13 protein-coding genes, 2 tRNA genes and 7 pseudogenes are annotated in these 21,282 nt (G+C 68.0%); 12 read left to right on the forward strand and 10 right to left on the reverse strand.

The features are described from left to right. Positions 1–986: 986 nt before the first annotated feature. From DEJ15_RS02115 to rpmH, 8 genes and pseudogenes are all read right to left on the reverse strand, one after another. Positions 987–1,975: pseudogene (locus DEJ15_RS02115) on the reverse strand (ParB/RepB/Spo0J family partition protein). After that, positions 1,975–2,909, reverse strand: a pseudogene (locus tag DEJ15_RS02120) (ParA family protein). The pseudogenes DEJ15_RS02115 and DEJ15_RS02120 overlap by 1 nt, the downstream one beginning before the upstream one ends. Positions 2,910–2,975: 66 nt before the next feature. Beyond that, a pseudogene (gene rsmG / locus DEJ15_RS02125) lies at positions 2,976–3,630 on the reverse strand (16S rRNA (guanine(527)-N(7))-methyltransferase RsmG). Continuing rightward, complete coding sequence (locus DEJ15_RS02130; RefSeq protein ID WP_110825818.1) at positions 3,627–4,109, reverse strand: Jag family protein; 483 nt, start codon at positions 4,107–4,109, stop codon at positions 3,627–3,629. The pseudogene rsmG and the gene DEJ15_RS02130 overlap by 4 nt, the downstream one beginning before the upstream one ends. Positions 4,110–4,156: 47 nt before the next feature. Continuing rightward, positions 4,157–5,131: a membrane protein insertase YidC gene (yidC, locus tag DEJ15_RS02135; protein ID WP_110825777.1), complete on the reverse strand. Its 975-nt coding sequence runs from the start codon at positions 5,129–5,131 to the stop codon at positions 4,157–4,159. Continuing rightward, positions 5,119–5,505 carry a membrane protein insertion efficiency factor YidD gene (gene yidD / locus DEJ15_RS02140; protein ID WP_284175531.1) on the reverse strand — a complete coding sequence of 129 codons (387 nt, stop codon included), beginning with the start codon at positions 5,503–5,505 and terminating at the stop codon, positions 5,119–5,121. Before yidD ends, yidC begins: the two co-directional genes overlap by 13 nt. Then, positions 5,502–5,852 carry a ribonuclease P protein component gene (gene rnpA, locus DEJ15_RS02145; protein WP_110825775.1) on the reverse strand — a complete coding sequence of 117 codons (351 nt, stop codon included), beginning with the start codon at positions 5,850–5,852 and terminating at the stop codon, positions 5,502–5,504. The genes yidD and rnpA overlap by 4 nt, the downstream gene beginning before the upstream one ends. Before the next feature lie 17 nt (positions 5,853–5,869). Then, positions 5,870–6,007, reverse strand: coding sequence for a 50S ribosomal protein L34 (rpmH, locus tag DEJ15_RS02150; protein WP_043595303.1), 138 nt, complete (start codon positions 6,005–6,007; stop codon positions 5,870–5,872). 492 nt (positions 6,008–6,499) lie between these two features. On the opposite strand from rpmH, the pseudogene dnaA reads away from it, so the two are divergent. The 10 genes and pseudogenes from dnaA to DEJ15_RS02195 all read left to right on the forward strand — a co-directional run bounded on the left by dnaA (position 6,500) and on the right by DEJ15_RS02195 (position 18,010). After that, positions 6,500–7,955 (forward strand): annotated as a pseudogene (gene dnaA / locus DEJ15_RS02155) (chromosomal replication initiator protein DnaA). A gap of 454 nt (positions 7,956–8,409) precedes the next feature. After that, positions 8,410–9,570 carry a DNA polymerase III subunit beta gene (gene dnaN / locus DEJ15_RS02160; protein ID WP_110825773.1) on the forward strand — a complete coding sequence of 387 codons (1,161 nt, stop codon included), beginning with the start codon at positions 8,410–8,412 and terminating at the stop codon, positions 9,568–9,570. Positions 9,571–9,640: 70 nt separating this feature from the next. Next, positions 9,641–10,528 (forward strand): phosphogluconate dehydrogenase (NAD(+)-dependent, decarboxylating), encoded by an 888-nt coding sequence (gnd, locus tag DEJ15_RS02165; RefSeq protein ID WP_110825772.1) that lies wholly within the window; start codon positions 9,641–9,643, stop codon positions 10,526–10,528. A gap of 38 nt (positions 10,529–10,566) precedes the next feature. Then, positions 10,567–11,884, forward strand: a pseudogene (recF, locus tag DEJ15_RS02170) (DNA replication/repair protein RecF). Positions 11,885–12,059: 175 nt separating this feature from the next. Further along, positions 12,060–12,248, forward strand: a pseudogene (locus DEJ15_RS17440) (DciA family protein); the annotation flags it as partial. 273 nt (positions 12,249–12,521) lie between these two features. Further along, positions 12,522–14,537: a DNA topoisomerase (ATP-hydrolyzing) subunit B gene (gene gyrB / locus DEJ15_RS02175; protein WP_110825769.1), complete on the forward strand. Its 2,016-nt coding sequence runs from the start codon at positions 12,522–12,524 to the stop codon at positions 14,535–14,537. Positions 14,538–14,649: 112 nt separating this feature from the next. Further along, positions 14,650–17,334, forward strand: a complete 2,685-nt coding sequence (gene gyrA / locus DEJ15_RS02180) for a DNA gyrase subunit A (RefSeq protein ID WP_181419480.1) — start codon at positions 14,650–14,652, stop codon at positions 17,332–17,334. Next, the gene (locus DEJ15_RS02185) at positions 17,327–17,734 is read left to right on the forward strand and encodes a DUF3566 domain-containing protein (protein WP_110825768.1); all 408 of its coding nucleotides are present in this window, start codon (positions 17,327–17,329) and stop codon (positions 17,732–17,734) included. Before gyrA ends, DEJ15_RS02185 begins: the two co-directional genes overlap by 8 nt. Before the next feature lie 73 nt (positions 17,735–17,807). Beyond that, positions 17,808–17,884, forward strand: a tRNA-Ile gene (locus tag DEJ15_RS02190). 53 nt (positions 17,885–17,937) lie between these two features. Further along, positions 17,938–18,010: transfer RNA gene (locus DEJ15_RS02195), tRNA-Ala, on the forward strand. 528 nt (positions 18,011–18,538) lie between these two features. Here DEJ15_RS02195 and DEJ15_RS02200 read toward each other — a convergent pair. Further along, on the reverse strand, positions 18,539–19,099 hold the full coding sequence (locus DEJ15_RS02200) for a hypothetical protein (protein WP_110825767.1): 561 nt from the start codon (positions 19,097–19,099) through the stop codon (positions 18,539–18,541). 115 nt (positions 19,100–19,214) lie between these two features. Between DEJ15_RS02200 and DEJ15_RS02205 the strand changes: the two are divergent. Together DEJ15_RS02205 and DEJ15_RS02210 are read left to right on the forward strand one after the other, a co-directional pair. Then, a pseudogene (locus DEJ15_RS02205) lies at positions 19,215–19,755 on the forward strand (peptidylprolyl isomerase). Positions 19,756–20,133: 378 nt separating this feature from the next. Continuing rightward, positions 20,134–20,613 carry a rhomboid family intramembrane serine protease gene (locus DEJ15_RS02210; protein WP_284175532.1) on the forward strand — a complete coding sequence of 160 codons (480 nt, stop codon included), beginning with the start codon at positions 20,134–20,136 and terminating at the stop codon, positions 20,611–20,613. Positions 20,614–20,983: 370 nt separating this feature from the next. On the opposite strand, the gene DEJ15_RS02215 is transcribed toward DEJ15_RS02210, so the two are convergent. Then, positions 20,984–21,154 (reverse strand): cell division protein CrgA, encoded by a 171-nt coding sequence (locus tag DEJ15_RS02215; protein WP_502866142.1) that lies wholly within the window; start codon positions 21,152–21,154, stop codon positions 20,984–20,986. Positions 21,155–21,282: the final 128 nt, after the last annotated feature.

Consider the following 21,282-nt stretch of genomic DNA (forward strand, 5'->3'; position numbering starts at 1 on the left):
TCTCGCGGGTTCGGGCGTTCCGCGGCTCCGGACCGAACCGTCCTTCTCCGCCGCGTGCAGACACCGTCGTCCTGCCATCCGGACGGCGACTGCCACCCTGGCAGAGCAGGCCCGGAGCAAGCGTTGTGGTGCGGGGCGTCGACCCGCTCGTCAGCTGACCGCCTGGCACCGTGTACCGACGCGCTCCGGGCGATCGCAGCGCCAGACGAAGCAGCCTTGGCTCGCATGTTCCACGTGAAACCACCACGACCACCGTCTCCCGAGGCGCGCGGCGAGCACCGCGAGCATGCATGCAACCCCCCGCGGCCTCGGTTCGATCCAAGTCGCCGCAACATCGAGGAGCAACGTCTCTGCCGTGTCGATCGGGCTCGCCTCATGGGCGCCCTCGACGTCGCTCCGCCGAGTAGCCGCGGGGCAAAGGCGTCGCCTGGTCATTGGCGGAGCGCCTCACGCTCCGGGCACGACAGCAGGACGCCGGAAGAAGAGACGCGTCGTCTGACCACGTGTGACGAGCGCAGTCGCTCCTCCGTGGCCGCCGAGTACCGAAGAGGATCACCGACCAGGGACGACCGATATCCCGGGCGCGTGAACCATCAGCCGCAGGACCAGGTCTCGGCTTCCGACCGTCGGGGGGCGGGGTTGTCGTCCTGGAGCAAGAGCTGGCCGAGCAGATTGGCGGCGGGGTCACACTACGCACCGGTACCGACCGCCGATCGTCGGCCGCTCACCTGCCCGGCGAGCCAACCGCCAGTTGGACGTTGCGACGGCCTGGCGCGATCCTCGCGGCGCCATTCCCCCCGTGCGCACAGGCCGGATGACCGCAGGACGCTCCTGACAGCGTCTGACGCCCCTTCTGCGGGCCGAGAAGGACAACCACGTCCTCCGGGTCAGCAGCAGCGCCCCTTCCCCCCTCAGGGCGCCACACAGCGCTCAGGGGGAGGCGTGCTCCTCATGGATTCTGACGGGGAAGCGACCGGCGGCCGCCGTCAGCCCGCGAGGTCCTGGATCCCGAGCTCGCCGAGGATGCGGTTGAGGTCGTCGGCAGTCGCGAAGTCGATCGTCACGGATCCCTTCCGGGCCCCGACCGCGATCTTCACGCGGGTGTTCAACCGGTCGCCCAGTCGCTCGGCCATGTCGTTGAAGTGCACCTGCCGCTTCGACGGCTGCGACGGCGCCTTCGCCGGCGCCTTCGTCGACATCTGCTGAGCAATGGCTTCCGCTGCCCGCACGGAAAGGTCCTCGTTCACGATCTTCTCGGCGAGGTACTCCATCGCCTCCGCGTCCGGCGCTGCGAGGATCGCGCGTGCGTGCCCGGCCGAGAGCACACCGGCGGCCACGCGCCGCTGCACGGGGGGAGGGCAAGCGCAGCAGACGGATCGTGTTCGTGATCTGGGGCCGTGAGCGCCCGATCCGCTGCCCGAGCTGCTCCTGCGTGATGCCGAAGTCGGCGAGCAGCTGCTGGTAGGCCGAAGCCTCCTCGAGCGGATTGAGCTGCGCGCGGTGGAGGTTCTCGAGCAACGCGTCGCGGAGCATCGCGTCGTCGGGGGGTGTCCTTGACGATCGCGGGGATCGTGGCGAGCCCGAGCTCCTTCGTCGCACGAAGACGGCGCTCACCCATGATCAGCTCGTACTGCGGCTCGGTGCCAGCCGCACCGGTGATCGGGCGGACGACGATCGGCTGCAGGAGTCCGATCTCCCGGATGGAGTGGATCAGCTCCTGGAGTTCCTCTTCACGGAACTCCTTGCGGGGCTGCTGCGCGTTCGGGACGATGTCCAGCGGGTTGAGGTTGGCGAGACGAGCTCCGGGAACCGCGAGGAGCTCCTCCGCCGTTGCCGACTGTCCCGAGGCGGCATTCGCATCGGCGGCGGAGGTGCCTCCGGTCGGGAAGAACACGTCGACGGGACGCTCTTGCTCGTTGGCGGTGGGGATCAGGGCGCCGATACCGCGCCCGAGTCCGGTTCGCTTGGGTGCCATCAGTGCTTCGCTCCTCGTTCTGCGATCTCGGCAGCAGCCTCCAGGTAGGAGAGTGACCCGCTGGAGTTGACGTCGTAGGACACGACACTCTGTCCGTAGCTCGGTGCCTCGCTGACGCGGACCGAACGGGGGGATCATCGCCTTCAGGACCTGATCGCCGAAGTGCGTCCGGACGTCGTTGGCCACCTGGTTGGCCAGGTTCGTCCGACCGTCGTACATGGTGAGCAGGATCGTCGACACCGCGAGGTTCGGGTTGAGGTGACGCTCGATGAGCTCGATGTTGCGAAGGAGCTGGCTGAGCCCCTCGAGCGCGTAGTACTCGCACTGGATCGGGATCAACACCTCCTTCGCTGCCACGAAGGCGTTGATCGTCAGCAGCCCGAGCGACGGCGGGCAGTCGATGAACACGTAGTGGTACGGCTCGTCGACGGAAGCGAGGTACTGGTCGAGAGCGGTCCGCAGACGCTGTTCTCGAGCTACCAAGGAAACGAGTTCGATCTCGGCGCCGGCAAGGTGGATGGTGGCCGGCACGCACCAGAGGGTTTCGGACTCGGGGGGACCGCTGGACCGTGTCCGCCATCGGTGCCTCGTCGACGATCACGTCGTAGATGCTCGCGACCTCGGCCTGGTGGTCGATCCCGAGTGCGGTCGACGCGTTGCCCTGTGGGTCGAGGTCGATCACGAGCACCCGAGCTCCGCCGCGCGCGAGGGCCGCAGCGAGGTTGACCGTCGTCGTGGTCTTCCCGACCCCACCCTTCTGGTTCGACACTGTGAACACGCGGGTCTTGTCCGGAAGCGGGAACTGCTGCGTCGCGATCGCCCGGCGCCGTCGGTTCAGGTCAGCGATCTCACGCGCCAGGGGCGTCGAAGCGTCGTAGTCGGTCGATGAACTCAACGAGTGCCTCTTCCCCGGTCGGTGTTTCACGTGGAACATGGGCCGCGACCCGAACGCCTCGTCCGGCGCAGGGCGCGGATCCCCGGTCAGACCGGACCGGGAGCGTCAGTCAACTGTAGCCCGGAAGACGCGGGTGGTCTCTTCGACCACTCCGACTCCGAGCTCGAGCACCTCGACGTCTTCGAGGCGCTTGCGGAGGATGACCTTCCGGGCTGCGGCGACCTCGTCGTCGACGCGCGCACCCTTCATGAGGATGAGCTGCCCACCGGACCGGACCAGGGGCACGGTCAGGGGGGATCAGCTTCGACAGCGCACTGACGGCTCGGGCCGTGACCTGGTCGAGCACCAACTCGTCTGCGACGTCCTCGGCCCGGGCTCGGACGACCGCCACGTTCTCGAGACCGAGCCGTTCCGCCTCGCCTCGCAACCACTCCACGCGGCGCTCCATCGGCTCGATCAGCGTCATGGAGACGTCCGGTCGTGCGATCGCCAGCACGAGGCCGGGCAGGCCCGCACCCGATCCCACATCGCCGACCGTTCCGCCCGTCTGCAGGAGCGGAGCCAGGAGCGCAGAATTGAGGATGTGTCGCGTCCACAGTCGCGGGAGCTCAAGGGGTCCGATGAGCCCGAGTTCCTCGCCGCGACGCGCCAACTCGTTCGTGAAGGACCGGGCGACCTCGAGGCGGTCCCCGAACAGCGTCGCTGCGACCGCCGGCTCGGTCTCGAGGACCGGAGCGTCAGCGGAGCCCGCTTCCGTCATCGGGTGATGACCGTGTGACGGTCCCGACCCTCGCCCTCGGACTCCGAGTGGAAGCCCTTCTCGGAGACCAGGTCGTGGACGAGCTTCCGCTCGTACGACGACATCGGCGGCAGCGCCGCAGTTGTCGATCCGGCTTCGATGCGCTCGATCGCGGTGTCGACCAGCCGCTGGAGCTCGGTCGCCCGAGCGTCGCGGGAGCCCCCGATGTCGAGGATCAGACGACTGAACTCACCGGTCTCGGCCTGGACAGCGATCCGCGTGAGTTCCTGCAGGGCGGACACGGTGTCGGGCTTCGCGAGGACGCGCAGCGCCTCACCGTCGTCCGAGACCGTCAGGTAGACACGTCCAGCGCGCTCCTCGATCTCGATGTCCCCGTCGAGGTCGCAGATGTCGAGCAGCTCTTCGATGTAGTCGGCGGCGATGTCCGCCTCGTCGCGGCTCTCGTCGTCGCCGCCCTGCTCGCTCGACTGGCCGAGCACCTGCTCGTCCTCGGTCGCGTCGACGACGGCCGTGGTGTCCTGCTCGGTCACTTGCTCTTCCCGTTCTTCTTCGCGCGCGACTTGCCGACCGGCTGCTGGCGCTGGGTGGTGACACGTGCCTCGACCTCGGCCACCGAGGCGCCCGTACCGGCCTCGGTCAGGACACCGGCAGTGGCCGGGGTGCCGCGGCGCTGGGCCTTCTTGGCGAGACGCGCCTCGCGCGCCAGGGCCGCCTCCGAGCCCGGCGTCGGCATGCTGCGGATCACGAAGTACTGCTGGGCCATCGTCCAGATGTTCGAGGCGAGCCAGTAGAACATGACGCCCAGCGGGAACGACAGGCCGGAGATGACGAAGACCAGCGGGAGGATGTACAGCATCATCTTCTGCTGGCGGTACATCGGAGACTCCTTGGTCTCCGGCGACATGTTCTTGGCGACGAGCTGCAGCTGCGTGATGAACTGCGATGCCGTCATCACGACGATCATGGCTCCCGCGATGATCCGGACTTCCCAGCCCGACGCGTTCGTGAAGGTCTCGTGCAGCGGCGCACCGAAGAGTGCAGCGTTGCCGAAGTCCGCCGCCAGCTCGTTCGTGAGCAGACCGATGCCGGCCTTGTTGATCTGCGCCTCGTGCAGCACGGAGTACAGCGAGAAGAAGATCGGCATCTGGATGAGCAGCGGCAGGCAGGAGCTCAGCGGGTTCGTCCCCGTCTCCTTGTACAGCGCCATCGTCTCGCGGGACATCGCCTCGCGCGAGAACTGGTCCTTCTTGCCCTTGTACTTGTCCTGGATCTTCTTCAGCTGCGGCGCGACCTCGAGCATCCGTCGCTGCGACTTGATCTGCCGCACGAAGATCGGGATCAGCGCGGCCCGGACCACGAAGGTCAGGAAGATGATCGACAGGACCCACGTGATGCCCGCGGACGGGTCCATCCCCATGGTCTCGAAGAGCCAGTGGAACCCGACGAGGATCGCGGACACCACCCACTTGAGCGGCCAGAGGAGAGTGTTCAGGATCTCCATGAGGAGGTCACGCCTTTCGAGTGCGCTGGGGGGAGCAGCACCGGGCGGATCATGCCGACCGGGTCCTGCTGTTGCTGCGGGCTCGGTGCGAGCACGAACCCGAACCGACTGACGTTGAAGGGGCGGCGACGTTCCCGGACGTCGTCGATCCCACCGGCGGCCCAGGGGTTGCACCGTGCGATCCGCCACGCTCCCATGGCCGAACCGCGGACTACCCCGTACTGCTGGATCGCCTCGAGTGCGTACCGGGAGCACGAGGGGTGGTACCGGCACACGTTGCCGTAGAGCGGCGAGATCACCGCTCGGTAGGCCCGGAGCACGACGACGCACGCGTTGCGCGGGAGCAACGCGACGACCCAGAGGAACCGGTTCATGCTGCCTTCTCCACACCCCGCGCGAAGGCACGCGTGATGTCTCCGAGCAGGGTAGGCCATCCGGCCTGCGCGGCGGCTGGCAGTGCGCGCACCACGACGTCGTACCCGAGCGGAGCGCCCGGCAGCAGACCGTGTGCGATCGCCTTCAGCCGGCGTCGCACGAGGTTGCGCGTGACCGCGTTCCCGACGGTCTTCGCCACGATGAACCCGAACCTGGTGGGACCGCCGTCGTCATCTAGGCGACGGACCACCGACACGACGACGTGCGCCGTGGCGCTCCTGCGGCCACGACGCACGGTCGATCGGTAGTCGTCGCCTCGGACGATGCGGTTGGCTCGGGCCAACACGGCGAGGACCCCGCGGATCAGGCGGAGAGCTCGGTGCGCCCCTTACCGCGGCGTGCGGCGAGGATGGCGCGGCCGGCACGGGTGCGCATGCGGGCGCGGAAGCCGTGCTTCTTGGCGCGGCGGCGGTTGTTCGGCTGGAAGGTGCGCTTGCTCATGATGATCTCCACACGGCTGCTCGCGGCGAGCCGTCACGTATGCATTGGTTGACGCGGATGGCGCGACCGAACGGCCGCAGTCAACTGGACAACGGTACGTGACGACGGCTGGGAGGTCAAACGATCCCGTCCCCGTCCGCGCTCCCACGGTGACGCCTCCGGGTTCTCCACACTGGGGACAACTCCCGTTCGGTGGGACACGGCGCGGTCCCGTACAGTTGTGGCACTGCACGGCCGGATGCCCGGTACTGCGGGGGGAGTACCTCACTCGTCTCCGGTGGACCAGCCGGGGGAGGACACTGTGGACAACCCTGTGGGAAGCTCGTCGTCGGACCAGCGCCCGCACCACCGCACCAGCCGTCCGCGGAACGCGGGAGCGGTTCCGCCCGCACCCGCGTGTCGTCGGTCGGTGGCCGCCACCGCCCGTCCCGACGGGCGAGAGACCACACCCGAAGCCGCAACCGAGCAACGAGACCAGGAGACGAGCGCGACATGACGCCGGCCGACCCCGTCGAGGACCTCTGGTCGTCAGTGCTCGGCATCCTGTCCGACGACGACCGGATCACCCCGCAGCTCCACGGCTTCCTCAACCTCGTCGAGCCCAAGGGCGTGCTGGCCGGCACGCTCTACCTGGAAGTGCCGAACGACCTCACCCGCGGGATGCTCGAGCAGCGCATCCGGGTCCCCATCACCGAAGCGGTCTCCCGGATCGGAGACGACTCGGTGGCGAACTTCGCGATCACGGTGAACCCCGACATGGCCTCCGAGCCCCGGGTCGACGCCCTCGCGGTGCCGTCCTACGCCGAACCGGTCCAGGAGCAGGTGCAGCAGAGCGCCGCTCCTCGGCAGTACATCGAGGCGCCGTTCGTCCCGAGCCAGGTCGACTCCCCCGGGCACCAGCGGGCGCCCCGAGTCCCGACTCAACCCGAAGTATAACTTCGACAACTTCGTGATCGGTGCCTCGAACCGGTTCGCCCACGCAGCCGCGGTCGCGGTCGCGGAAGCGCCGGCGAAGGCGTACAACCCGCTCTTCATCTACGGCGACTCGGGTCTCGGCAAGACCCACCTGCTCCACGCGATCGGCCACTACGCGGAGAGCCTGTACCCGGGCATCCGCGTCCGGTACGTGTCGAGCGAGGAGTTCACCAACGACTTCATCAACTCGATCGCGAACAACCGCTCGAACCAGTTCCAGCAGCGGTACCGCGACATCGACATCCTGCTCATCGACGACATCCAGTTCCTGCAGGGGAAGGACTCCACGCAGGAGGCCTTCTTCCACACGTTCAACACGCTGCACGACCACAACAAGCAGGTCGTGATCACGTCGGACGTCGCCCCGAAGCACCTCACCGGCTTCGAGGACCGGATGCGCAGCCGCTTCGAGTGGGGTCTCATCACCGACGTGCAGGCGCCGGACCTCGAGACCCGCATCGCGATCCTCCGCAAGAAGGCGCAGTCCGACCACCTGCAGGTGCCGGACGACATCATGGAGTTCATCGCGTCGAAGGTCTCGAGCAACATCCGGGAGCTCGAGGGGACCCTGATCCGGGTGACCGCGTTCGCGAGCCTCAACCGGACGGCCGTCGACATGGCGCTGGTGCAGACGGTCCTCAAGGACCTGATCACGCTCGACGAGGACAACGTCATCGCGCCGACGGACATCATCAACCACACCGCGGAGTACTTCAAGCTCTCGGTCGACGACCTCTACGGCTCGTCCCGGTCGCAGGCGATCGCCACCGCACGACAGATCGCGATGTACCTGTGCCGTGAGCTGACGAGCCTGTCGCTGCCGAAGATCGGCCAGCTGTTCGGCAACCGCGACCACACGACGGTCATGTACGCGAACAAGAAGATCGCCGAGCTCATGAAGGAGCGGCGCTCGATCTACAACCAGGTCACGGAACTGACCAGTCGGATCAAGCAGGACCGCCGCTACCGGTAGCGAGCATCCCGCTGCCACCCCCGTCCAGGAGGCCCGTCCCAGACCCGGGATCGGCCTCCTTCTGCGTGCGTCCACCATCTGAGACGGTTCCATGCGGCGGATTCCCCACAGTGTGGAAAGCCTGTGGATAACTATGGAGGACACGCCGCTCCGTTGTTCACAGCTGGTGGGGTGTCTGTGGAAACTGGGGATGGAAGTGGATAGATGACTTTCCCTCATCCATAGGTCGCCCACACGCCGCCAACAAGTGACACGGTTGTAGTTCCCTGTCGCCGAGCGGCATCCCCAGAGTTGTCCACAGTGTGCACAGGCGTTAAGACCATTACTCCTTCCTTCTCTCTCCCTCTCCCTGGGCCAACCCCTGGGGACGGCGGATGACACGGATCGGCGGTCTGCCGCCGCTGTGCCACAATGGGGCGGCCGGACAGTCAACCGATCGACAGGGGTCCACGCTGTGAAGTTCGAGGTCAACCGGGACGTCTTCTCCGAAGCCGTCTCCTTCGCGGTGAAGCTCCTCCCACAGCGCACGACCCTCCCGATCCTGTCCGGTGTGCTCATCCACGCCGACGGTGATCGTCTGACGCTCTCGTCGTTCGACTACGAGGTCTCGGCACAGACGTCGATCGCCGCCCAGATCGACGACCCCGGCACGGTGCTCGTCTCCGGCCGGCTGCTGAACGACATCGCGAGCCGGCTGCCGAACGCCCCGGTCACGTTCTCCACGGAGGACTCCCGCATCACCGTCACCTGCGGATCCGCGCACTTCACGCTGCTGTCCATGCCGGTGGAGGAGTACCCGACGCTGCCGGAGATCGGTCCGCAGACCGGTGTCATCCCCGGCGACTCGTTCTCCGAAGCCGTGTCGCAGGTGGCCGTCGCCGCCAGCCGCGACGACGTGACCCCGGTCATCACCGGCGTCCAGCTCGAGGTCGGCGAGAGCGACGTCTCGCTCATCGCGACCGACCGCTACCGCGTCGCCGTCCGGACCATCCAGTGGGACTCGGGCCGTCCCGGCGGAGACGCCGAGCCGGCGCCGACGCTGCACGCACTCGTCCCGGCCCGCACCCTGCAGGAGGTCGGCCGTACCTTCGGCTCGGCCACCACCGTCTCGGTGTCGATCAGCGGTGGCTCCGACCGTGAGCTCATCGCCTTCCAGGCCGACGACAAGACCGTGACGTCGCTGCTCATCAAGGGCAACTACCCGCCGGTCCGCCGACTGTTCCCCGACACGGTCCAGGACCACGCGGTGATCAACACCGCGGAACTGGTCGAGGCCGTCCGACGGGTCTCCCTCGTGCTGGAGCGCGAAGCCGCGCTCCGCTTCTCCTTCTCGGTCGACGGGCTCACGCTCGAGGCGATCGGTTCCGAACAAGCGCAGGCGTCAGAGTCGATCGATGCGTTGCTGACCGGTGAGGAAACGGTGGTCTCCCTGAAACCGGCCTTCCTCCTGGACGGGTTGAATGCGGTGCACTCCGAGTTCGTCCGGATCTCCTTCACCAAGACGGAGAACCCGAACAAGCCCGGACCGGTCCTGATCACCGGGCAGTCCTCGCGAGAGGAAGCTGCCACGGACGGGTACCGGTACCTGTTGCAGCCCAACCTGCTGCTGCGCTAGCCGCAACAGCCATCCAGCGCTGACGCGTGGACACCAGCATCAGCGCGACATCGACGAAGAAGAGGAAATCATGCAGATCGGTCTTGTCGGCCTCGGGAAGATGGGCAACAACATGCGTGCGCGTCTGCGCAACGCAGGGATCGACGTCGTCGGGTACGACGCCAACCCCGCCGTCTCGGACGTCGCCGACCTCGGCGCCCTGGCAGAAGCCCTCACCGACAGCAAGCGTCTCGTGTGGGTCATGGTCCCGCACGGCAAGATCACCGACGACGTGATCACCGACCTGGCCGGCGTGCTCAGCGAAGGCGACCTCGTCATCGACGGTGGCAACTCGAAGTGGCTCGACGACACCGTCCACGCCGAGCAGCTGGCTGCCAAGGGCATCCGCTACATGGACGTCGGCGTCTCCGGCGGTGTCTGGGGCAAGGACAACGGCTACGGCCTCATGGTCGGCGGTGCTGCCGAGGACGTCGAGTTCGCGATGCCCGTCTTCGACGCACTGCGCCCCGAGGGCCCGCGCGAAGAGGGCTTCTCGCACGCCGGCGGCATCGGCGCGGGCCACTACGCGAAGATGGTCCACAACGGCATCGAGTACGCGATCATGCAGGCGTACGGCGAGGGCTACGAGCTCCTCGAGGCGAAGGACATCATCAAGGACGTCCCCGCCGTGTTCGCCGGATGGCAGCGCGGCACCGTCGTCCGCTCCTGGCTGCTCGACCTGATGGTCCTCGCGCTGAACGAGGACCCGAAGCTCGACGCCATCGAGGGCTACGTGGAGGACTCCGGCGAGGGCCGGTGGACCGTGGAAGAGGCCATCGAGCACGCGGTGCCGATGCCGGCGATCTCGGCGTCCATCTTCGCGCGCTTCGTTTCGCGTCAGGGCAGCGCGTCCCCGACGATGAAGGCCGTCGCGGCACTCCGCAACCAGTTCGGCGGCCACGCCGTCAAGAAGGCGTAGCCGGTCGGGGTAACCCCCCTCGACCCGTTTCGGCCCGCGTGCACGTCGACCATCTGCAACTCTCCGACTTCCGGAACTACCGGGAGGCGGACGTCGACTTCGCACGCGGGCCGAACCTGTTCGTCGGTCGGAACGGCCAGGGCAAGACGAACCTGGTCGAGTCGATCGGGTACCTCTCGACCCTCGGGTCGCACCGCGTCCCCACCGACGCGGCGCTCGTGCGACAGGGATGTGACTCGGCGATCGTCCGGGCACGGGTCGCGCACGAGGACCGCAGCATCCTCGCCGAGGTGCAGATCAACCGGACGGGGTCGAACCGGGCGCAGGTGAACCGGTCCGCGATCAAGCCCCGCGAGCTCCCGCGCTACTGCACCAGCGTGCTCTTCGCCCCCCGAGGACCTGGCACTCGTCCGCGGCGAGCCGTCGGGGCGCCGGCGGATGATCGACGAGCTCCTCGTCCAGATCGCCCCGCGCATGCAGGGCGTGCTCGCCGACTACGACCGCACGCTCCGCCAGCGGAACACCCTGCTGAAGTCGGCCCGCACGACCGGGGCGAAGGCCGGGGCGCTCTCGACGCTCGACGTCTGGGACGACCGGCTCGTGGCGTTCGGCGCCGAGATCATCGCCGCCCGCGACCACCTCACCCGGCGGCTCGCCCCGTTCGTCACCGAGTCCTACGCGACGGTCGCGGGCGAGCGGCACCAGGCGTCGATCGCCGGTGTCCTCAGCGTGCGGGGTGCTGATCCGGAGGACGCGGCGGCCACCGACCCGGTCCTCGGGACGCCCGAGGAACCGGTCACGACCGCGTCCGCGGCAGAGGCGTTCCGCGTGGCGCTCGAGCGCCGTCGGCGGGACGAACTGGACCGCGGCCTGACGCTCACCGGACCCCATCGGGACGACGTGCTCTTCGAGCTGAACGGGTTACCGGCCCGCGGGTACGCCAGCCACGGGGAGTCCTGGTCGTTCGCGCTCGCGGTGCAGCTGGCGTCGGCGACGATCCTGCGTGCCGAGTCATCCCTCGGCGACCCGATCATCATCCTCGACGACGTGTTCGCGGAGCTCGACGAGTCACGGCGGGAGCGCCTGGCCGGGGCGGTCGCCGACTACGAGCAGGTGCTCATCACGGCCGCCGTGCACGGCGACGTGCCCGGTCAGCTCGCGGCACACACCGTGCGGATCGAAGCGGGCGCGATCGTGCGGGACGCGGACGACGCGGGTCGGGCCTCCCGTCCGGAGGTGCCGGAGGCGACCGACGCCGCTCCGGCCGACGCCGCTCCGGCCGAACCCGCCCCGGCCGATCCCTCTCCGGCCGACCCCGCCCGGTCGGCCGACGCCGTGGACCGGACGGCACCCTGATGCCGAAGCCCTGGAGACCGGCCGAGCCCTCGCGGGTGTACCAGCACTTCAAGGCCGTGTTCGGCGACCCGTCGAAGCGGGGGGGGTCGACGCGCGTCGGCGCCGGGCCGCCGGACAGGACCCGGACTCGGTGCCGTACGGGAAGGGACGGGAGCCCACCGGCCTCGGCGACGTGATGGGTGCGCTGACCGCCGAGCTCGGATGGACGGAGCCACTGGCCCGCTCGGAACTGTTCGTCGACTGGCCGAGCGTCGTCGGTGACGAGCTCGCGAAGCACTCCACGCCGGTGACGATCGAGGACGGTGCACTCGTCATCCGGTGCGACTCGACGGCGTGGGCGACGCAACTCCGACTCATGCGCGGGACCGTCACGACGACCATCGCCCAGCGGTACCCCGCGGCGGGCGTCGAGTCGATCCGGGTTTCCGGCCCGGACGCCCCCCACATGGAAACGCGGCCTCAGGTCGGTCCAGGGGCGCGGCCCCCCGCGATACCTACGGCTGACCAGACGAAATCATCCATCCGTCTGAGATTCGTCGCTCTGCGAGGCGTACGGCCCCCGGACGGAGCCCTCCCTGCGGTAGACTGGGACGTGCAGTGTGCGGGTGTTCCGCGCGCAGGCAGGAGCACTCCCGACATGACATCTGAATCTGACGACGACCAGCGAGACCCGCAGAACGACGAGGCCCAGCCGCAGGCCCCGCAGAGCGAACCATCGTACGGCGCAGACCAGATCCAGGTGCTCGAGGGGCTCGAGGCCGTCCGGAAGCGCCCGGGCATGTACATCGGGTCGACCGGTCCGCGTGGTCTCCACCACCTGGTGCAGGAGATCGTCGACAACTCCGTCGACGAAGCCCTGGCCGGGTACTGCGACACGATCGACGTCACCATCCGCGAAGACGGTGGCGTCCGCGTGGTCGACAACGGCCGTGGCATCCCGGTCGACATCCACCCCAACGAGGGCATCTCGACCGTCCAGCTCGTCCTGACCGTCCTGCACGCCGGCGGCAAGTTCGGCGGTGGCGGGTACGCCGTCTCCGGTGGGCTGCACGGTGTCGGGTCCTCCGTCGTCAACGCCCTGTCCAGCGAACTCGACGTCGAGGTCCGTCGGCAGGGCCACGTCTGGCGGCAGAGCTACACGGACGGGGTGCCGGTCGCGCCGCTCTCGCAGGACGAGGCCTCCGACGTGACGGGCACGACCATCACGTTCTGGCCGAACGCCGAGATCTTCGAGTCGGTGGAGTTCGACTACGAGACCCTCCGTACCCGGTTCCAGCAGATGGCCTTCCTCAACAAGGGCCTGCGCATCACCCTCGTGGACGAGCGGACGCCGGCCGAGGGCGAAGAGGCGCGCAAGGACTCCTTCCGCTACGAGCGCGGTCTCGCCGACTACGTCGAGTACCTCAACGCGCAGAAGAAGGCCGACCTCGTGCACCCCGACGTCATCGGGTTCGAGGCCGAGGACCCGGAGCGCAAGATCGCGCTCGAGGTCGCGATGCAGTGGAACACCTCGTACCAGGAGAGCGTCCACACCTTCGCGAACACGATCAACACGCACGAGGGCGGCACGCACGAGGAGGGCTTCCGCGCTGCGCTGACGACCCTCGTGAACCGCTACGCGCGCGAGACGAAGATCATCAAGGAGAAGGACGACAACCTCACGGGTGACGACATCCGCGAGGGCCTGACCGCCGTCATCTCCGTGAAGCTCGGCGAACCGCAGTTCGAGGGCCAGACGAAGACCAAGCTCGGCAACACCGAGGCGAAGTCCTTCGTCCAGCGCGTGGTCGGCACGGAACTCGTGCACTGGTTCGAGAGCAACCCGTCGCAGGCGCGCGACGTGGTCCGCAAGGCGATCCAGGCCTCCCAGGCGCGTCTCGCCGCCCGCAAGGCCCGCGAGACCACCCGCCGCAAGGGCCTCTTGGAGTCCGGCGGCATGCCGGGCAAGCTCAAGGACTGCCAGTCGAAGGACCCGACGCTGTCGGAGATCTTCATGGTCGAGGGTGACTCCGCCGGCGGTTCCGCCGTGCAGGGTCGGAACCCGATGACGCAGGCGATCCTGCCGCTGCGCGGCAAGATCCTCAACGTCGAGAAGGCCCGCCTGGACCGAGCCCTCGCCAACCAGGAGATCCAGTCGATGATCACGGCGTTCGGTGCCGGCATCGGCGAGGACTTCGACCCGGACAAGGCCCGGTACCACAAGATCGTGCTGATGGCCGATGCCGACGTCGACGGCCAGCACATCACCACGCTGCTGCTCACGCTCCTCTTCCGCTACATGCGTCCGCTCATCGAGCGCGGCTACGTGTACCTCGCGCAGCCGCCGCTGTACCGCCTGAAGTGGTCGAACGCCGCGGACCAGTACGTGTTCAGCGACCGGGAGCGCGACGCGATGCTGCAGTCCGGCATCGCCGCAGGCAAGCGCATCCCGAAGGACAACGGGATCCAGCGCTACAAGGGCCTCGGCGAGATGGACTACAAGGAGCTCTGGGACACCACGATGAACCCGGACACCCGCACGCTCCTGCAGGTCACGCTCGAGGACGCCGCCGCGGTGGACAGCGTCTTCGCGACGCTGATGGGCGAGGACGTCGAGTCCCGTCGCCAGTTCATCCAGCAGAACGCGAAGGACGTCCGCTTCTTGGACATCTAGGCCGGGAGACGCGGCGGACGCCGCGTCGACCCGTCCCGACACCTCGTGGTCGCGCCCGGCGTGACCAACGGACGACGAGCCTCCAGGCTGTCAAGGAAGGCAACGCAAGCACATGGCTGACGACAACGAGAACGGCGCCGACGAGCCCGAGATCGTGCACGGCTCGAGCGGGGACATCGTCGTCTCCGGTGACCGCATCTCGCAGGTGGACCTGCAGCTCGAGATGCAGCGCTCGTACCTCGACTACGCGATGTCCGTCATCGTCGGACGCGCCCTGCCGGAGGTCCGCGACGGCCTGAAGCCCGTTCACCGCCGCGTGATCTACGCGATGTACGACGGTGGTTACCGACCGGACCGGGCCTTCTCGAAGTGCTCGCGCGTGGTCGGCGACGTGATGGGCCAGTTCCACCCGCACGGTGACAGCGCCATCTACGACGCACTCGTCCGACTGGTGCAGCCGTGGTCGCTCCGGTACCCGCTCGCGCTCGGTCAGGGCAACTTCGGGTCCCCGGGCAACGACGGCGCCGCGGCCCCGCGGTACACCGAGACCAAGATGGCCCCGCTCGCGCTCGAGATGGTGCGGGACATCGAGGAAGAGACCGTCGACTTCCAGGACAACTACGACGGTCGCACGCAGGAGCCGTCCATCCTGCCGTCGCGCTTCCCGAACCTGCTCGTCAACGGCTCGGTCGGCATCGCGGTCGGTATGGCCACGAACATCCCGCCGCACAACCTGCGCGAGGTCGCCGCCGGCGCGGTGTGGGCGCTCGAGCACCCGGACGCCTCGCGCGAGGAACTCCTCGAGGCGCTCATGCAGCGCATCAAGGGTCCCGACTTCCCGACCGGCGCGCAGATCCTCGGCACCCGGGGCATCGTCGACGCCTACCGGACCGGTCGCGGATCGATCACGATGCGGGCGGTCGTCAACGTCGAGGAGATCCAGGGCCGCACCTGCCTCGTCGTCACCAAACTGCCGTACCAGGTCAACCCCGACAACCTCGCGATCAAGATCGCCGAGCTCGTCAAGGACGGCCGTCTCGCCGGCGTCGCCGACATCCGTGACGAGACCTCCGGCCGCACCGGGCAGCGCCTGGTCATCGTGCTGAAGCGTGACGCGGTCGCCAAGGTCGTGCTCAACAACCTGTACAAGCACACGCAGCTGCAGGAGAACTTCGGCGCGAACATGCTCGCGATCGTCGACGGCGTGCCCCGCACATTGGCGCTCGACGGGTTCATCTCCGCCTGGGTCGACCACCAGATCGAGGTCATCGTCCGGCGGACCCGGTTCCGCCTGCGCGAGGCCGAGAAGCGAGCGCACATCCTGCGCGGGTACCTCGCGGCGCTCGATGCCCTCGACGAGGTCATCGCCCTCATCCGTCGGTCGCCAGACGTCGAGGAGGCCCGCAACGGCCTGATGGAGCTGCTGTCCGTCGACGAGATCCAGGCCCGCGCGATCCTCGAACTCCAGCTGCGTCGTCTGGCCGCACTCGAGCGTCAGAAGATCCACGAGGAGGCCGAGGCGCTCGAGCTCAAGATCGCCGACTTCGAGGACATCCTCGCCCGCCCGGAGCGCCAGCGCTCGATCATCATCGACGAACTCACCGAGATCGTCGACCGCTTCGGTGACGACCGTCGGACCGAGATCATGCTCGGCTTCGACGGCGACATGAGCATGGAAGACCTGATCCCCGAGGAAGAGGTCGTCGTCACCATCACCCGCGGCGGGTACGTCAAGCGCACGCGGAGCGACCAGTACCGCTCGCAGCACCGCGGTGGCCGTGGTGTCCGCGGCGCCCAGCTCCGCGCGGACGACGTCGTCGAGCACTTCTTCGTCACGACGACCCACCACTGGTTGCTGTTCCTCACCGACCAGGGTCGCGTCTACCGGGCGAAGGCGTACGAGCTGCAGGAGGCCGGGCGGGACGCCAAGGGCCAGCACTCGGCGAACCTCCTCGCCATGCAGCCGGACGAGCAGATCCAGCAGGTGCTCGACATCCGCGACTACGAGGCGGCGCAGTACCTCGTCCTCGCCACCGAGCAGGGTCTCGTGAAGAAGACCGCGCTCACCGAGTACGACACGAACCGCACCGGCGGCATCATCGCGATCAACCTGCGCGAGGGCGACAAGCTCCGCTCGGCGCTCCTCGTCGACGAGCACGACGACCTGCTGCTCGTGTCCCGGCACGGCATGTCGCTCCGCTTCACCGCCACGAACGACGCACTCCGGCCGATGGGCCGGTCGACGTCCGGCGTGAAGGGCATGTCCTTCCGCGGCGACGACACCCTGCTCTCGGCCTCGGTCGTCTCGGACGACGGTTTCGTCTGGGTGATGACCGAGGGCGGCTACGCCAAGCGCACGTCCGTCGACCAGTACCGCATCCAGGGACGCGGCGGACTCGGCATCAAGGTCGCCCGTCTGGCGGCCGATCGCGGCGACCTGGTCGGCGCGCTCATCGTCGGTGCGGACGACGAGGTGCTCGTCGTGCTGCAATCGGGCAAGGTGGTAAGGTCTGCCGTGGCCGAGGTCCCCGCCAAGGGACGCGACACGATGGGGGTCGTCTTCGCGAGGTTCGCGGAGAACGACCGGATCATCGCCGTGGCCCGGAACAGTGAGCGGAACCTGGACGACCAGGAGGACGCCGAGATCGAGCCCGCCGGCCCGGTCGAGACCGTCAGCCCGGACGACGCGGTCGCCGACGCCGCCGACGCAGAGCTCGTGGAGGAAGTCTCCGCGGACGCACTGCCCACCGACGCCGAGCCTGCCGAGGCCGGAGAGGACGAGTCAAGCAATGAGTAGTGTCGCCGAGAAGCTCCAGCGGAAGGCGAAGCGGCCCGTCGGCACTCGTCAGGTGCGACTCCGTCTGGTCTACGTCGACTTCTGGTCGATGGTGAAGCTCTCCTTCCTCATCGCCCTGGCCGGCTCGATCGTGATCGTCGTGGCCACGGCGCTGGTGTGGATCATCCTGAACCAGACCGGGGTGTTCGAGCAGATCGACAGCCTGCTGAAGGACGTCACGGGGCAGAACAGCTACTCGATCATGGACCAGTTCTCGCTGGGCCAGGTCCTCGGCTTCTCGGTCGTCGTCGGCATCCTCAACGTCGTGGTCGGGACCGTGCTCGGCGCGATCGTCAGCGTCCTGTACAACCTCAGCGTGCGGATCACGGGCGGCGTGCTCGTGGGCTTCACCAACAACTGACCCGGTCCGGGTGGCGCCCAACGCCTCGATTTCGCTCCAGCGTGATCGTGGGGTAGGCTTTCATCCGGTCTGAGGGGCTATAGCTCAGGCGGTTAGAGCGCTTCGCTGATAACGAAGAGGTCCAAGGTTCAAGTCCTTGTAGCCCCACCACAACTCAACTCCCGCGTCGGAAGTCTCGACGTCGCGACCGGTCTGGTCGCTCCGGGGCCTTAGCTCAGTTGGTAGAGCGCTGCCTTTGCAAGGCAGATGTCAGGAGTTCGAATCTCCTAGGCTCCACTCCCTCTGCGTGAGCTCTGCTCCGCTCGTCCCTCGCTCCGCCGCGGTCGGTCGTCGTGCCGATCGGCGCCGCTGCTCCTGCGTCCTGCCGTGCCGCGCCGCGCCGCGCCGCGCGCTGTCCGTCGAGGTTCCGCAATGTGCTGCTCTCGGCGCTCGAGATGCGCGAATTGTGGAACCTCCACGATCGGGTCACGGCGTGCTGCGGGACCTCGAGCTCCGACATGACGCGGGTCAGGGTGCTCTGATGTGGCCGTGCTCGCTCGGGCATCGGTCCTCGCGGGGTCACCTCGGCGGTCGCAGCGAGGTTGCACGACGTGCCGCGCGCTGTCCGTCGAGGTTCCGAAATGTGCTGCTCTCGGCGCTCGAGGTGCGCTAATTGTGGAACCTCGACGTTGGGGCGGCGGCGAGTCGTGCGACCTCGGGCCGGGTCGGGGTGGGGCAGGGACCGGACGGCGCAGGGCGCCCGGGCCTCCGGGAACGACGAAGGGCCCCGGCGCAGTGCCGGGGCCCTTCGAACGAACCAGGAGGTCAGGCGGCGGGCTTGCCCGCGTTGTCCGCATCGTCGGCAACCCAGAGGTCGTCGTCCGCACGGAGCGTCTGGTACGCGGCGTAGGCAGCGCCCGCGACCGCGACGACACCGACGACGATGAGGGCGACCCCACCGAACCCGATGCCCTTCTTCTGCGGGACGGGAGCCTGCTTGAGGAACTTCCCGCCGCGCTTCTGTGCTTCCTGCACGATCTTCTGCACGCGCGGGTCCTTCGCCAGGTCGCCGACGCTGAGCACGGAGCCCGCGGTCGAGATGAGGCCGGGCACGACCTCCGACTGGAACCGGTGCGAGGCACTCTGCGCTGCAGAGGTCGCGGCGTGCACACCGGTGGCCACCGCGGGACGGAGCCCGTTGTCGATGGCGTTCTGGACGCGGGGAGCGAGGTCCTTCCGGGCAGCATCTGCGGCGTGGCCACGAGCTTCGGCCAGGATCGCGTTCGCGTGCTCCAGGACCTTCCGCTGCTCACCGAGGAGCGTGGCGGTCTTGCCCTTGAGCTTCTTGATCTGCTTCCGACGCTTGCGCGGGATCTCGATCGACATTCGGTACCTCCATGGGTCGACGTGCCCCCCATCCTGCCACCAGGACGCCTGACAGGTCACAGATCACCGGCTGTGCGTCCCGTGCACATCCAGCGGCACATGCGAGAATCGGGTCATGTCTCTGCACACCGCTGTCGCAACGATCCACACCAACAAGGGCGACATCCGCGTCAACCTCTTCGGCAACCACGCACCGAAGACCGTCCAGAACTTCGTCGGTCTCGCGACCGGTACGCAGGAGTGGACACACCCCGGCACCGGCAAGGTGTCGACCGACAAGCTCTACGACGGTGTCGTCTTCCACCGCATCATCAAGGACTTCATGATCCAGGGCGGCGACCCGCTCGGCCAGGGCATCGGTGGCCCCGGGTACCGCTTCGACGACGAGATCTCCCCCCGAGCTCACGTTCCAGAACCCCTACATCTTCGCCATGGCGAACGCCGGCATCCAGGGCGGCCGTGGCACCAACGGTTCGCAGTTCTTCATCACCACGGTGGCGACCCCGTGGCTCCAGGGCAAGCACACCATCTTCGGCGAGGTCGCGGACGACGAGTCCCGCGCGGTCGTCGACACGATCGAGGGCGTCCAGACGGACGGCCGCGACAAGCCGGTCGAGGACGTCGTCATCCAGAGCATCGACGTCGAGGACGTCTGACCCGAGTGACCGATCCCACCTCGGCGTCGTCGAACACCTGCTACCGGCATCCCGATCGGCAGAGCTTCGTGCTCTGCCAGCGCTGCGGGCGGACCATCTGCCCGGAGTGCCAGACGCCGGCGGCGGTCGGGGTGCACTGCCCCGAGTGCGTCCGTGAGCAGCGGGCGAAGTTCACGGAGAACCGTCGGGCTTCCGGCCCGAGCAGCCTGACCGTCGCGCGGCGCCGCTTCGCGATGCTCGACCAGAAGGCGACGGTCGTCCTGATCGCCGTCTCGGTGGTCGTCTGGTTGCTCGACCGGCTGTCCGGGGGGCTTCCTGGCGCAGTGGCTCGCGTACAACTCGGCGCTCCTGCCGACGCAGCCGTGGCGCATCGTCACTGTGCTGTTCGTGCACTCGGGTGTCTTCCACATCCTGTTCAACATGTGGGCGCTGTTCATCTTCGGACGGATGCTCGAGAACATGCTCGGCACGTGGCGGTTCCTGGCGCTGTACGTCATCTCCGGGATCGCCGGGTCGATGCTCGTGACGTTCCTGGCTCCCGGCACCTGGGTGGTCGGGGCGTCGGGCGCCGTCTTCGGACTGTTCGCGGCGTTCTTCGTCCTGCAGCGCAGCCTGGGCAACAACGCGGTCCAGTTGCTCGTGATCATCGGCCTGAACCTGGTGATCGGGTTCCTGCCCGGGACCAACATCTCCTGGCAGGCGCACGTCGGCGGCGTCCTGGCGGGCTTCGTCACCGGGTTCGTCTTCGCGCGGACGCGGAACGTGCGCCAGCGTGGGCTGCAGGCCACCCTGCTCGGCCTGGAGGCCGTGGTCGCCATCGCGCTCTGCTTCGTCGGGTACGCACTCACCTCCGCCTGAGACAGCTCGGCACCATCTCGAGAACGCCCCGTCGCCTCAGCGACGGGGCGTTCTCACGTTCGCTGCCGGCTGTCCTGCCCGGCGCACTTCTGCGGAGGGACGGGATGCCGCGGTTGTCCACACCATCCGCAGGACTTCTCCACAGGTGTGGACAAACCAGTGAGTTACAGCGGTGTGATTATCCCCACTGTGGAAGAGGCTGTGGACAACTCCCTGACGGGGGTGTGGAGCGATGTGTGGAGAACCGGCTGATCTGTGGAGAAGCACTGCCGAGCCTCCCGTCCGGCGCGTGAAGAGCGACGAGCTTGTGGAGAAACGACGACGCCCGCCGCACCAGCGGGTGCGACGGGCGTCGATCGGGCAGTGGCGCTCAGCGCCACCGCGTGGTCATCAGGAAGCCGACGAACATGATGCCGAAGCCGATGAGGATGTTCCAGGAGTTCAGCGTCGGGACCGGGAGCGTGCCGCCGGAGACGTAGAAGACGATCACCCACGCGAGGCCGATGAGCATGAAGCCGAACATGACCGGCTTGAACCACACGGGGTTGGGCTGGTCCCCCCGCGGTGTCCACCGAGTCGGCTCGGGTCGTCCGGGCGGGCTTGGTGCGGTCCTTGTCCATGGCCATGGCCGGTATCCTACCGTCACCAGGCGTGAGCGCGGGCCGACGG

The organism is Curtobacterium sp. MCJR17_043, from assembly GCF_003224315.2.
Taxonomy (GTDB): domain Bacteria; phylum Actinomycetota; class Actinomycetes; order Actinomycetales; family Microbacteriaceae; genus Curtobacterium.